The sequence below is a fragment of the Peribacillus sp. YIM B13481 genome (genome assembly GCF_042787985.1).
GTDB classification, from domain to species: domain Bacteria; phylum Bacillota; class Bacilli; order Bacillales; family DSM-1321; genus Peribacillus; species Peribacillus simplex_A.
Genome location: NZ_JBHZPE010000012.1, coordinates 20,342 through 33,454, shown reverse-complemented (window position 1 = coordinate 33,454; position 13,113 = coordinate 20,342). Strand labels below are relative to the sequence as shown.

At 39.6% G+C, this 13,113-nt stretch carries 13 protein-coding genes; 12 read left to right on the top strand and 1 reads right to left on the bottom strand.

Annotated features, from left to right (window positions below):
* Positions 1-176: 176 nt before the first annotated feature.
* The 12 genes from ACFX4X_RS09715 to ACFX4X_RS09660 all read left to right on the top strand — a co-directional run bounded on the left by ACFX4X_RS09715 (position 177) and on the right by ACFX4X_RS09660 (position 11,530).
* Complete coding sequence (locus tag ACFX4X_RS09715; protein WP_377383107.1) at positions 177-1,259, top strand: hypothetical protein; 1,083 nt, start codon at positions 177-179, stop codon at positions 1,257-1,259.
* Positions 1,246-3,414 (top strand): molybdopterin oxidoreductase family protein, encoded by a 2,169-nt coding sequence (locus ACFX4X_RS09710; protein ID WP_377383105.1) that lies wholly within the window; start codon positions 1,246-1,248, stop codon positions 3,412-3,414. The genes ACFX4X_RS09715 and ACFX4X_RS09710 overlap by 14 nt, the downstream gene beginning before the upstream one ends.
* Entirely contained in the window at positions 3,415-3,975 is a 561-nt protein-coding gene (locus ACFX4X_RS09705; RefSeq protein ID WP_061462858.1) for a 4Fe-4S dicluster domain-containing protein, read from the top strand.
* An 11-nt stretch (positions 3,976-3,986) separates the two neighbouring features.
* Positions 3,987-4,514, top strand: a complete 528-nt coding sequence (locus ACFX4X_RS09700; RefSeq protein ID WP_377383103.1) for a QcrA and Rieske domain-containing protein — start codon at positions 3,987-3,989, stop codon at positions 4,512-4,514.
* Positions 4,515-4,701: 187 nt separating this feature from the next.
* A complete protein-coding gene (locus ACFX4X_RS09695; RefSeq protein WP_089363119.1) occupies positions 4,702-5,013 on the top strand; it encodes a hypothetical protein in 312 nt (103 codons plus the stop codon).
* The gene (locus tag ACFX4X_RS09690; RefSeq protein ID WP_284471007.1) at positions 5,000-5,287 is read left to right on the top strand and encodes a hypothetical protein; all 288 of its coding nucleotides are present in this window, start codon (positions 5,000-5,002) and stop codon (positions 5,285-5,287) included. Before ACFX4X_RS09695 ends, ACFX4X_RS09690 begins: the two co-directional genes overlap by 14 nt.
* Positions 5,280-6,785: a nitrate/nitrite transporter gene (locus ACFX4X_RS09685; protein ID WP_377383100.1), complete on the top strand. Its 1,506-nt coding sequence runs from the start codon at positions 5,280-5,282 to the stop codon at positions 6,783-6,785. The genes ACFX4X_RS09690 and ACFX4X_RS09685 overlap by 8 nt, the downstream gene beginning before the upstream one ends.
* A 177-nt stretch (positions 6,786-6,962) precedes the next feature.
* Positions 6,963-7,613 carry a sensor histidine kinase gene (locus ACFX4X_RS09680; protein WP_284471005.1) on the top strand — a complete coding sequence of 217 codons (651 nt, stop codon included), beginning with the start codon at positions 6,963-6,965 and terminating at the stop codon, positions 7,611-7,613.
* Positions 7,614-7,715: 102 nt separating this feature from the next.
* The gene (locus tag ACFX4X_RS09675; protein ID WP_061462865.1) at positions 7,716-8,369 is read left to right on the top strand and encodes a response regulator transcription factor; all 654 of its coding nucleotides are present in this window, start codon (positions 7,716-7,718) and stop codon (positions 8,367-8,369) included.
* Entirely contained in the window at positions 8,359-8,820 is a 462-nt protein-coding gene (locus tag ACFX4X_RS09670; protein WP_284471003.1) for a GAF domain-containing protein, read from the top strand. The genes ACFX4X_RS09675 and ACFX4X_RS09670 overlap by 11 nt, the downstream gene beginning before the upstream one ends.
* Before the next feature lie 20 nt (positions 8,821-8,840).
* Positions 8,841-10,568, top strand: a complete 1,728-nt coding sequence (locus tag ACFX4X_RS09665) for a sensor histidine kinase (protein ID WP_377383098.1) — start codon at positions 8,841-8,843, stop codon at positions 10,566-10,568.
* A 206-nt stretch (positions 10,569-10,774) separates the two neighbouring features.
* The gene (locus tag ACFX4X_RS09660; protein WP_377383096.1) at positions 10,775-11,530 is read left to right on the top strand and encodes an IclR family transcriptional regulator; all 756 of its coding nucleotides are present in this window, start codon (positions 10,775-10,777) and stop codon (positions 11,528-11,530) included.
* 350 nt (positions 11,531-11,880) lie between these two features.
* Here ACFX4X_RS09660 and ACFX4X_RS09655 read toward each other — a convergent pair whose 3' ends face one another.
* Positions 11,881-12,903 carry an NAD(P)H-dependent amine dehydrogenase family protein gene (locus tag ACFX4X_RS09655; RefSeq protein ID WP_377383094.1) on the bottom strand — a complete coding sequence of 341 codons (1,023 nt, stop codon included), beginning with the start codon at positions 12,901-12,903 and terminating at the stop codon, positions 11,881-11,883.
* Between the last annotated feature and the right edge of the window lie 210 nt (positions 12,904-13,113).

Sequence of the window (13,113 nt, the reverse complement as noted above, 5' to 3'; positions counted from 1 at the left end):
TGGAAAAGAGCAAGTTTGTAAAAAAGTACAGGCAGTTCTGCACATCAGAGCTGTTTTTTTATTTTCAAAGATAGGGGAATTTTACCCTTATGATAGGGAAGTTCCCCGATATGGAAAAATCGGGGCACCTCTTACAATAAGGGTATGGTAATTGTTTGTAATGAGGAGGAATAGTAATGCAGGCAAAAGTCGCAGCAAATCAAAAAACAGGAAAATCAATTGATAATGCATTTGCATCACATTTTGCTAAGTCTATGTTTCTAGCAGTTTGCGGACTTGTAACCTTATCGTTTTTTGGCACAAGAATGTTTACACACGTAGATTTAAACCTTTATGGCTATATGGTAGGGACGATTATTTTTATTGGGGGGTTCTTTTACAGGTTTATCGCATGGGGAGAAAGGCCGCCAACAAAGATTTTTATAAAAAAAGGAGTCAAACTTCTATTTAGAAAATCAACGCCTAAAACATCAGTTGAACATTTAGCAACATACAATTTCATCTGGAATAGGGGAATTTACCGATGGACTCAGCACATTCTAATCGGATGGGGATGTATTCTTTCCTGCTTTGTGACATTCCCTCTAGTATTTGGATGGATGTACTTCACCATGGACGACAATGGCTACTACAACATTATCGCAATGGGGATCAAGGTAATAACAGTACCAGCTAATGGGATCATTGCGAACTTATCATATAACGCTCTAAACATTACAGCTGTGATGGTTATTGCCGGAGTCTGCATGGCTCTATACCGCCGCTTGAAAAATATGCAGGCAAGAGCAGAACAAAAATTCATGTATGACTTTCTTCCATTATATATGCTGTTATTAGTCAGTATTACAGGGTTGGCACTAACGTTTATGAACATCTCTTTGCACGGTGCAGGACAGCCAGCTATGTCCCTGATTCACCAGTGGTCAGTCATTATTACATTGATTTATCTTCCATTCGGAAAACTTGCTCACATACCTTTCCGCACAATGAGTGTATTTGCAAGAAACTACAGAGAGCATTATGCGGAACAATCCATGAAAGGATGCAAAGTATGTGGTGATGAGTTTGTTTCAACAGAACAATCAAAAGATGTCGTAGAGGTTCTCGGCGTGAACAATATCGAATTTCAAACGAAGGAAGGCCACCATCTCGCTGAAATGTGCCTACCTTGCCGTAGAAAATACCGGATTGCTCAATTTTCCGGTTTCCCTATCCATGAGGTAAAAGTTAAGGAGGCAAACCAGAATGCAAAGGGATAAGTTTTTTAAAGAAGTAGAGAATGTGATACACCCGAATGAATCATTGGTCAAAACGCATTGTGCCTATTGTGGAATGCAGTGCGGAATGAATTTAAGGGTAAATAGAGCGACAAATAAAATCATTGGGGTTGAACCACGTTATGACTGGCCTGTAACGGTTGGAAAAATGTGTCCAAAAGGGGTTACAGCTTACCAGCAGACAAACCATGATGATCGTATTTTAAAACCGCTTATTCGTGATGATGCATCATTGAAAGGAACAAAGGAAGGCTTCCGTGAAGCAAGCTGGAATGAAGCGTATGATTTAATCGTGAAAAAGTTCAGTGAGCTTCAAAATAAATATGGAAAAGATACATTATCCGTTTTCAGCGGCGTATCAATGACAAATGAAAAATGCTATTTAACAGGGAAATTTGCACGTGTGGCTCTTGGAACACGCTACATTGACTATAATGGCCGTTTCTGTATGTCAAGTGCGGCCGGGGGATTCCTTCGTTCTTTCGGCGTAGATAGAGGTTCAACATTACCATGGACAGATATTCATGAAACAGATTGCTTATTTATTGCAGGAAGCAACACAGCAGAATGTCATCCAACTTCTATGTTCCGAGTCTGGAACGTTCAAGAAAGAGGAGGTTACATTATCGTGGTGGATCCCCGCGAAACGCCTATTGCGAGAAGAGCAGATGTGCACCTTGACCTGAAACCGGGAACGGATCTTGCCCTTGCTAATGGAATCTTAAATTTATTAATTCAAAATGGTTATGCTGACAAAGAGTTTATTAATAATCATACAAACGGATTTGAAGAAACAAAAGAGCTTGTTCAAGAATTTACACCGGAATATACGAGTGAGCTTACAGGTGTGGCACCGGAAAAAATTATTCGCGCAGCAGAGATTTATGGAAAAGCACCGAATGCCGTTGTCATGTTTGCCCGTGGAATTGAACAGCAGCATAAGGGTGTTGACAATGTATCTGGATATACAAACATGGCGCTTGTAACAGGTAAGATTGGCCGTCCGAAGTCTGGTGTAGCAACATTCACTGGTCAAGGAAACGGACAGGGTGGACGGGAGCATGGCCAGAAAGCGGATTTATTGCCAGGATACCGTAAAATTACAAATCCTAAACATGTAGAAGAAGTTTGTAAAGTATGGAAAATTACTCCGGAAGAAATGCCTCAACCGGGTGTTTCTGCTTATGAAATGTTTGAACTGATGGAACAAAAAACGATCCGTGGATTGTATCTGCTATGTTCTAATCCTGCAGTATCTGCGCCAAATCTAAATTTCGTCAGAAGTGCGATGAAAAACCTGGATTTTATGTTGTGTTCGGATTTCTATCTTTCTGAATCAGCAGAGTTTGCGGATGTGATCCTGCCGTCTGTAACCTGGTCAGAAGATGAAGGAACAGTTACAAACCTTGAAGGGAGAATTATTAAGATAAATAAGGCACAAGAACCAATCGGTGAATCTAAGCCCGATTGGCAAATACAAGTAGAACTTGCAGAACGTCTTGGAAGAGGAAAATATTTTTCCTATTTGAAAACAGCAAAAGATATAGCTGATGAATTCAGACTGGCTAGTAAAGGGGGATATGCCGATTATTACGGTGCTACATGGGATAAAATCGACAAACAGGACGGAGTATTTTGGCCTTGTAAGGATGAAAATGATAAGGGAACGCCGCATATGTTCCTGGATAAAAAATTCTATCACGCAGACGGCAAAGCGAAAATTTGTGCGCTTCCTTACCGTCCCCCTGCTGAGGAGCCAGATGAAAAATATCCGCTTCGTTTAACAACTGGACGTGTCGTTTACCATTATCTATCAGGGAACCAGACGAGAAGAATCCAGTTCCTGCGCGATATGTGTCCCGAACCGTATGTCGAAGTACATTCGGAACTTGCAAAAAAATACAATTTGGAAAATGAGGATAAAGTCCGTCTATTTACCCGAAGAGGCGAGGCAATCTATAAAGTGAAAATTACAGAAGCCATTCGTGAAGACACTGTATTTGTTCCATACCACTTTGGCCACGAGCAATCTATCAATCTATTAACAATTGCAGCGCTTGATCCAATCTCCCGTATGCCGGAATTTAAGGTCTGTGCAGCTCAAATGGAAAAAGTCGAAATAAAGAAGGTGCAATAAATGAAAAAGAGGCTCTACTTAGAACTTGAAAACTGTATAGGATGCCGGTCATGCCTAGCGGCTTGTACACAATGCGGGGGGCATGAAGAGAGGAACAGAAACTATGTATATGATGTAAACCCTCTGGTTAATCGGCAAACGATGCCTCTTATGTGCCTTCATTGTGTGAATCCGGCCTGTGCTAGGAGTTGTCCGGCCCAGGCAATCCAAATCCATGAGACAGGTGCCGTATTATCGGCACTCGTTGAAAAATGTATCGGCTGCCAAAATTGTACGATTGCTTGCCCATACGGAATACCGAAATTTGACACTGAACAAAACCTAATGTACAAATGCGATTTATGTATCGACCGGACAAAAGACAGTATCCCGCCAATGTGTGCAAGTGTTTGCCCATCCAATACACTTCAATGGTTGACCGATGAAGAAATTGAAAATAAGAGAAAACAATTTAATCTTGATAATGGAAAATGGGTGACTAGCCTTCCTTATCTTGAAAGTGAAACGAATGTTAAGGTAAATCTCCCAGGTATTTTACAGGGGATAACTAAGCTATATTAGGAGGGATTAAGATGCGGTCAGATAAAAATAATAAAATTCCCTTTAATGAAGATAATTACACTCATAATATTGAACGGAATAATGAAAGAAAGCTTGACAGACGTGGGTTCATGAAAACATTAGTGGGTGCTGCTGGCGTATTCGCCATTTCCTCCCTCCCTTGGGGGGCGGTAGCGGCTAAAGAATTGCTGGGGCTTGGGGAGAAGGAGTATCCTCACAAAAAAATCACAGATGTAAGCAAACTTGCAATTGGTGACGCAATGAATTTTAAATTTCCAGGTGATCATGATGATGCCATTTTGATCAGATTATCAGAAAAGAAATACGCAGCTTACCAAAATGCATGCACACATCTTCGCTGCCCGGTTTTCTGGGTGAAGGAAGAGGGAGAGATGGTTTGTCCTTGCCATCATGGGAAATTTGATGTTGAAACAGGTGTTCCAACTGCGGGTCCGCCAAGAAGGCCGCTGCCAGAGATTCAGCTGAAAGTGGAAAATGGAGCGGTATACGCAGTAAGGGTGAAGCGTTATGAGGCTTAAGTTTATTGGTGTCGCGTTGCTCTGTGCCTTCTTTATGATGAATATTGTATTTACCCAATTTATGGTTCACCAATATTATTATGAAAATTATGTGAATGTTTTAATATTCGTGGGATTAAACATTGTGGTGTTTCCCTTAGCGTTATTTACATATAAAAAAACGAAAAATGAAAAGGCGTGAATGTAAATGAACAGTGAAACGTACCTTGATTTTTGTTTTATAAAAGAAGCATCTGGAAATTTTGCTGTTGAAATCGATATGCTCCTTTCAGATCTTTTTAAAGATGTCCGACTAAACTGGTATTTAGATGAAAAGTCAATCGATGGGGTCGATATTGTAGTTGCTGAAGTAAAAGGAATGAGCAGATGGGAGTCTGAAGAGGAAGCAATTGAATTTATCGAGATTCATGCAGGAGATTTATTCTGGAAACATTTGCACGGGTATCAACTAAACGTTTACATGACAAAGAGGGGGTGCAATACCTGTGGAGCCCATTAAAATAGAAGATATACAACCATTAGTATCAGAAAAAGCGAGTGTAGCCATCCTAGATGATGGTGGCCAGGATAAAGCTTCTTTCGTTACAAAAACGATTGTTAAGGTGGAGCTTTGTCCTGACATCACACATCTGCGCATTTATTTTGACGACATTAACTTTTTTGCTGTCCCATTGAAATCGATTTTGACTAAAAGTGTAAATGAGTGGGTAGCTTTTGATGAAAATTCGGGTTTACAATATATAATTAGAAGAGAGAGTGGTCAGGATGTTTAAAAAAATTCAGCTGCCATTACACACCTTAAATCTCGTTGTAGGATTTATGGTATGGGTATTAATTTCTTCCCTGCTGCCTTTTATTAAAGAAGATATCGCTATACAGGATGGTCAGCTTGCACTGGTAACAGCTGTCCCGGTTATTTTAGGATCTATCCTTCGCATACCCCTTGGATTTTACGCCAATCAGTTCGGGGCCAGGAAAATTTTCCTGATTAGCTTTATATCGCTGTTATTCCCTGTTTATTATATCAGTATCGCGGATTCTCTTGCTGATTTGTTGATTGGGGGGCTTTTCCTGGGAATTGGGGGAGCCGTATTCTCTGTTGGAGTAACTTCTTTACCGAAGTATTATCCTAAGGAACGCCATGGCTTTATTAACGGTATTTATGGTGCAGGAAATCTCGGAACGGCCATTTCAGCGTTCGCAGCCCCCGCTGTAGCTACGAAGTTTGGCTGGTCGACAACCGTACAGCTTTATCTTGTGATTTTGGCACTCTTTATCGTTTGTAACTTCCTATTGGGGGATAAAAAGGAACCGAAAGTAAAAACCCCGCTTTTAGAACAAATTAAGGGTGTCTACAAAAATGAAAAACTGTGGCTGCTAAGCTTATTTTACTTTATAACATTCGGTTCTTTTGTTGCATTTACTATTTATCTGCCAAACTTTCTTGTAGAGAATTTTGGATTAGATAAAGTTGATGCCGGAGTAAGGACAGCTGGCTTTATTGTCCTTGCTACTCTTATGAGACCAATTGGCGGGTGGCTAGCCGACCGCTTCCATTCTCTTATTCTGCTCATGTTTGTTTTTGGTGTTTATACGATTTCAGCCATGATCCTATCCTTTGCTCCATCATTCGGATGGTACACATTCGGCTGTTTAAGCATTGCTCTCTGTGCTGGAATAGGAAACGGTGTTATTTTTAAGCTTGTGCCGATGTATTTTCAAAAGCAGGCTGGTATTGTGAATGGAATTGTGTCAGCAATGGGTGGTTTGGGAGGTTTTTTTCCTCTGTTAATTCTATCCTTGTTATTCAATATTACAGGTCATTATGCAATCGGGTTCATGGCATTGTCCGAAGTTGCCCTCGCAAGTTTGATTTTAGTTGTCTGGATGTATTTCCAAGGTAAAATGGGGCTTGCCAAAGAAGTGATTGACCATACAATAGAAGGCATTTTGATCACCGATATCAGTGGTAAAATCATTTCAGTAAACCCTGCATTTACTAAAATTACGGGCTATCAGGAAAATGAAGTACTTGGAAAGAATCCTAGTATACTTAAGTCTGGTAAACAACCGCAAACTTTTTATGAGGAATTATGGAATTCTATTAAAAAAAATGGTTTCTGGCAAGGTGAAATCTTGAATAGCCGGAAGGATGGACAACAATATCTACAATGGCTGACAATAAGTGCAATAAAAAATGATGCCGGGGATGTCGTTCAATATGCCGGGATGTTTAGTGACATTTCAAGTAATATAGTGAAAAAAGCATAAAGAATTATATATCGTAAATTCTCAGTCTTGAAGCGGAGCTTTTGACGTACAAAAATATAGTGCAAACTTTCCCACTGAACAAGAATACATCGCTCGATAGAAAGCGTAACTTTTGGGAGGACGTGGCGTAAGTCGGTCTGACCGATAATTTGCGACAAACAAGTAAGGAGGGTGGGAATGAATACTCAGCCACTCAAAAAAAACATTAGTTCTTACATTATTCAAACTCATGAAGAAGAGATTAAACGAATTGCAATGGAGCTTCATGAAGGTGTGGGACAGTCCCTCTACAGTCTCTTTACAGGTATGCAGCTCATTGAAAAGGAAATCGAACAGCCTGCCATGAAAAGCTATGCAGGCGATATGAACCAGCTATTGGAAAAGACAATTCAAGAAATCAGGCTCTTGGCTGTGGAATTGCATCCTCCTACCCTTACAACTCTGGGTCTGATTTCTGCTATGAAAAGCTATATAAAATTATACACTTCAACATATGGCATTGAAGTTGAGGTAGAGAATCTGGGTGTTGAATCGAAAATATCTGATAGAGATAGCATTACACTTTTCAGAGTCTGCCAGGAAGCATTAGTGAATATAGCCAGATATGCTGATACGATGAAGGCAAGTATACTATTCAAATGGAAAAAAAGCAGGTTATTGATCATGATTAAAGATTCAGGAAAAGGGTTTGAGGTGGAAACCGCTATGAATAAGTCGAGCGGGCTTGCAGCCATGAGTGAAAGAATGCATTTGATTGGAGGAAAATGTTTCATATTTTCAAAAATAGATGAAGGGACTTCTATAGAGATTTCCCTTCCATTATATTAAAATGTACTAAACAAGGGGTTTGCTAATTAAGCAATCCCCGTTGTTGTTTCATATTCAACTAATAACAATACATATACGAACAGAGCTAAGGGGGAGCAGGCTTTGATAAAAATTTTGCTTTGCGATGATCACGCCGTTGTAAGAATGGGCTTAAAGATGCTATTAAATAATCATGCTGATATGGAAGTCATAGCGGAAGCTTCTGAAGGGAACGAAGGAATACAGCAAGCGCTAGAGCACCAGCCTAATGTGGTAGTCATGGATTTAAGCATGCCTCATGGGAAAGATGGCTTATCAGCAACTTCAGAACTGAAAAAACTAATGCCTGAAGTATCCATATTAATACTTACAATGCATGATGATGAAGAATATTTATTCAGAGCCATTCAAGCAGGGGCTTCAGGCTGTATCTTAAAAAGTGCACCACATGAAGAATTATTACTAGCTATTCGCTCTGTCTCGACCGGAAATGCTTACCTTCATCCATCTGCAACAAAAAGGTTAATGGAAGTATACATAGGCAGTGTGAAGCAGGGGACCTCTGATATTTTCAATCTGCTTTCGGACCGTGAAAAAGAGGTGCTGACATTGATTGCGAAAGGATTTTCCAATAAAGAAATTGCCGGACAACTTGTCATAAGTGTGAAAACGGTTGAAACCCATAAAGGAAACCTGATGGAGAAGCTTCAGATGAAAACAAGACCTGAACTTGTTGCATTTGCTTTAAAAAAGGGGTTATTAGGGCATGGAATTTAACGTGTACAATAAATCAAGAAAAGATCAACCATTTAAACAAACGTGTGTACAAGTATTAAAAGAGTTGGACTGTGATTTTGTTGGTCTTGCTTTACAAAACAGTAACGGTCCAGATGTAAGCTGGCATTATGCCGCAGGGAACAGAAATGATAAATACAAAAGAATAACTGTTCGATATGGGAAAGGGATAGCAGGTAAGGTCATCTCTACAGGCAGGCCGATGAAAATTGAAGATTTCCCTAATAATATCCTCGGCAAAGCACTAGAATACCCTATCATGCTCGCGGAAAATCTTAGATTCGCTTTCGCAGTTCCAATTCAATTTAAAGGTGTTCTCAAAGGAGTATTATTGGTAGGTAATAGAACAACTCAGCCTATTTCTGAAAGTGACCAGCAAACGATCCTTGATGCAGCGAAAAAATTGGAAAAGGAATTAAACAGCTCAATTTAACGGCAACAGGAGGACTATGAATGGACTGGAATAATCATTTGGAAAAGGAAAAAGAGAATTTTTCTGGGTCCGGCGATGCGACAATTCTCGTCAATGAATCTGGCATCATCTCTTTTGCGAATCAACGGGTATATGAAAATTTTGGTTATTCAAATCATGAATTAATAGGAGAAAAACTTTTGAATCTTATGCCAGGAGCAAACCTTCAGGCAAGTGGGGAAGGGGAAATAATCCACCAGTTCGGAATTCACAAGGATGGTCATGCTTTTTCCCTTTTTTTCAGGATGAATGCCTTTTCTCTTGAAAAAGAGGTCCATTACTTAGTCGTGTTCCATAAAGTGAAAGACCAATCACGGCTTAATCAAAATCAATCCTATCCCATTAATGAGCTGGTTGATATAATGTACGCAATAGATGAATCAACGATTGTTGCTTTTACAGATGAAAAAGGCAAGATAAAATCCTTCAATAAGAAATTTTGTGAGGTATCCAAATATTCAGCATCAGAGCTTTTAGGGAAAGATCATCGAATTATCAATTCAGGTCATCATTCAAAGCAATTTATGCAAAATCTTTGGAGAACAATCTCAGCAGGAAGTGTATGGCAAGGCGAGGTTAAGAACAGAGCAAAGGATGGAACCTATTATTGGGTAGATACCACAATTGTCCCTTTCTTAAATGAAATGGGGAAACCGTATAAATACCTGGCAATTCGGAAGGAAATTACCGAATATAAACGAGTTGTAGAGGAACTGAAAAAATCCGTACACAAACTGGTCGATTTTCAATTTGCTTTGGATGCTTCATCAATTGTAGCAATAACCGATCAAAAAGGGACCATCAAATATGTTAATGATCAATTTTGCAGGATTTCCAAATTTTCAAAGGAAGAGCTGATTGGACAGAATCACCGAATTATTAACTCGGGATTTCATTCTAGAGAATTTTTCAATGATCTATGGAAAATGATTTCATCCGGGAATGTATGGAAAGGCGAGATTAAAAATATGACCAAGGATGGAACTTATTATTGGGTAGATACGACAATAGTTCCGTTTCTTGATGAGTACAAAAAACCTTACCAGTATTTGGCGATTCGCCATGAAGTGACCAATAGGAAGATTGCGGAAGAAGAGATTCAGAAAATGACGGGTAAAATCATTGATGTTCAGGAAGATGAAAGGAAACGCCTTTCCCGCGAGCTTCACGATGGTATCGGACAGAACCTGTACAGCCATCTCATCACGATTAACAGGCTGCAGGCAGAAATGAGTCATCCCCTGTTAGATCAGATGCGAGATGAAGCGACTGAAATAATCGAAGAACTTCGACACCTATCATGGGAACTGCGGCCATCAGTACTCGATGATCTTGGTTTATTTCCTGCCATTCGCTCTTATTTGGTCCGGTTTTCAGAGCATCATCATATCAGGGTCCATTTTGACTGTTATTTAAATTGCCGTCTGAACACAAACAAAGAAATTACCATTTACCGTATAATCCAAGAAGCATTAACGAATATTCGTAAATATGCTCATACTCAAGAAGCAACAGTCACGATTCGGGAAATTGATGAAGAAATTCGTGTGGTCATAGAGGATAAAGGAAAGGGCTTTGATATTAAAAAGGTTACCCGTGGCGTAGGCTTATTCAGTATGGAGGAGAGAGCCAGAGCTGCCGGTGGAAACCTTTCCATTCATTCAGTAGAGGAAAGAGGGACAAAAGTATTTTTGGAAATACCTTTGTAGAGAAATCCAAGTCAATTTATATACAAGGAATTCCTGGGGGGGTCCCATTGGGGCTGCAGTTAGAACTATGCCTCAAAAACTAAAGCTGAAAGTTTTGAAGAAAAACGCTAAGAAGCTAATAGGATTAAGTGCTCATGTTTTATAATAGAAAACACCTATCTAATGAATTATTAACTAAAAACTTAAAAACATGAAGGAGAAAAAGTATGCAGGCACATAACAAAACCGTCGTGAAGTCCATGCAGATCCTTACCCTTTTCATAAATCATCCGAAACTCACCTTTAATGAGATGGTGGAACTTTCCGACCTGCCGAAAACCTCTTTGCACCGTATGGTGGGATCATTAGAAGAAATGGGATTTTTAACAAGGGACGATGACGGCCATTATTCACTTGGACTGATATTCTTGCAGTTTGGTCAACTGGTAGGGGAGCGTTTGGATATCAGATCAATTGCCTATCCCATCATGAAAGACCTTCGGGATGATGTAGAAGAAGCAGTGAATTTAATTGTGAGGGATAAGGACGAAGCCATGTACATTGAAAAGGTGGACACATTGCATCCTGTTCGACTTTATACATCTATTGGAAGGCGTTCGCCATTATACGCTGGCGATTCTCGAATCATACTAGCGCATTTGCCAGAAGAAGAGCGTGAAGCTTATTTGGAAAGTATTGAATTAAAACCAATTGCCATTGGAACGATAATGGATAAAGATATACTTCGTCATGCTTTAGATGAAGCTAGAATGAAAGGTTACACGATAACTTCATCTGAACTGGAGAATTATACGAAAGCGGTGAGTGCGCCGATACTCAATGGCAAAGATCAAATAGTAGCTGGCATTAGTGTGGCTGGGATAGAGGCTAGATTTCAGGAAGGTCGTTTGCCTGAATTGATTGACAAAGTAACGAAAGCTGCCAAGGAAATTTCCATGAAACTAGGTTCTAATAAATCTTAAAGAAACTAGAAAATGATATTTTCCAAACAATCATCTTTTAAATCGATAGTTTCCTTAATTACGATGACTTACATAAGCTGGTTGATTCCTATATAAAAAAATGAATAGGGAATAACCTGCAAAGCCACCGATCATGGTGGTTTTTTGTCTTTTATGGGCTGCTCAGCAGTAAAATGGTTGATGTTAGTAGCTTTAGGAAAGCGCATATCATCAACCATACTAACTGAGCCAAGATGCATAGGTGAACCATTTGGGATGGTTCACCTATGCAAATAAAGTAAGCAATCTACATCGCTATATTCAAGCTTTTGAATCTGGTCACAATCATACGGATGATCGTTGGTCTGCCTCTAAATATGCACAAAGTCTGATTGATTTATATTTCTCGGCACCCCGATGTCAGCCATTGTAAGTAAACCTGGTTTACGGAGGGCATCAATTTGCTTAGCGGTATTGATAATCATTGCAGCGGTTGCAGTATCCCCAAAGATGCCGTTTGGAACTATCAATCTTTGGGTTTCGTTCCCCTCGATAACGATTTCATCTTCTTGTTTAATACCTGCAGACATCGTTAAATCCAGGTGAATTTCCTTTCCGTCCGTGGTCTTGCCCGTAGAAATTTGATGAAGCCCCTTAACATCCCCAGGTTTTAAGCTAGTTAGGGGAACGGTAATATTTTCGCTTGCAATCGTTGGTTCAATTGTATTGAGTACACTTGAAAGTTTCCAATTGAGCCCATAAGCGATTAATCTGACAGACTCCTCAAGTCCTACATGTCCAATTTTATTTTGTTCAGCTAAAAATTCAAACTCTTCTTTGGTCATCCCGATTCCGACCTTCTTTTGTAAGGGAAGGCGCCTTTTCGAAACATCCACTTTACGATTGACCCTAATTTTATTAACCGTCGTCAATACTGTAGAAAAAGAAATGGCCATAGTATCCATTATGTAGCCTGGATTAATTCCGGTCCCAATGACACTAAGTCCCTTTTCTTTAGCGTAATCATCTATTTCCTGTGAAAGTACAGGATAGCGATGCCAAGGGAAAGAAAGCTCCTCACAGGTGGAAACCACTGAAAATCCATGATCTAGAAGCTCTTTGATTTGAGGCCATACTTGCTGTGCGTTTGATCCAGTTGCATGAAGGGCGACAGGGTGGTCAGCGTCAGGCCTTACTTCCTTTATATGGGAGACTACACATTTATTCGTTTCCTTTTCATTGATGAGTGAGCCAATGTCCTTACCTATCTTATCGGGATCAATATCAACAACTCCGAAAATCGATTGTGGATTGGTTTGGTAAGCACTGCGTAGTATTTCAATGCCAATGGGGCCGAGTCCGAATACTGTAAATTCAGAATATTGTTTAGCCATTCATCTCTCATCCTTTCAAAATAAGGTATAACAAAATGTTAACATTGAGAGATAAATAATAAAAATAGTTAATTTTTATATATTTATAAATAATCGTTATAAAAGGAATGACCGCAATGAATGTGTGGCTATATGCAAAAGAGGTTGCTTCACCTGAAACCGCGTGACACATAAAAAAACACCATCCTTTCTACATATTACAGAAAGAAT

Excerpts from the sequence above, each read along its gene's own strand:
- ACFX4X_RS09715 (WP_377383107.1), top strand. The coding sequence starts at position 177 with ATGCAGGCAAAAGTCGCAGCAAATCAAAAAACAGGAAAATCAATTGAT.
- ACFX4X_RS09710 (WP_377383105.1), top strand. The coding sequence starts at position 1,246 with ATGCAAAGGGATAAGTTTTTTAAAGAAGTAGAGAATGTGATACACCCG.
- ACFX4X_RS09705 (WP_061462858.1), top strand. The coding sequence starts at position 3,415 with ATGAAAAAGAGGCTCTACTTAGAACTTGAAAACTGTATAGGATGCCGG.
- ACFX4X_RS09700 (WP_377383103.1), top strand. The coding sequence starts at position 3,987 with ATGCGGTCAGATAAAAATAATAAAATTCCCTTTAATGAAGATAATTAC.
- ACFX4X_RS09695 (WP_089363119.1), top strand. The coding sequence starts at position 4,702 with ATGAACAGTGAAACGTACCTTGATTTTTGTTTTATAAAAGAAGCATCT.
- ACFX4X_RS09685 (WP_377383100.1), top strand. The coding sequence starts at position 5,280 with ATGTTTAAAAAAATTCAGCTGCCATTACACACCTTAAATCTCGTTGTA.
- ACFX4X_RS09680 (WP_284471005.1), top strand. The coding sequence starts at position 6,963 with ATGAATACTCAGCCACTCAAAAAAAACATTAGTTCTTACATTATTCAA.
- ACFX4X_RS09670 (WP_284471003.1), top strand. The coding sequence starts at position 8,359 with ATGGAATTTAACGTGTACAATAAATCAAGAAAAGATCAACCATTTAAA.
- ACFX4X_RS09665 (WP_377383098.1), top strand. The coding sequence starts at position 8,841 with ATGGACTGGAATAATCATTTGGAAAAGGAAAAAGAGAATTTTTCTGGG.
- ACFX4X_RS09660 (WP_377383096.1), top strand. The coding sequence starts at position 10,775 with ATGCAGGCACATAACAAAACCGTCGTGAAGTCCATGCAGATCCTTACC.
- ACFX4X_RS09655 (WP_377383094.1), bottom strand. The coding sequence starts at position 12,903 with ATGGCTAAACAATATTCTGAATTTACAGTATTCGGACTCGGCCCCATT.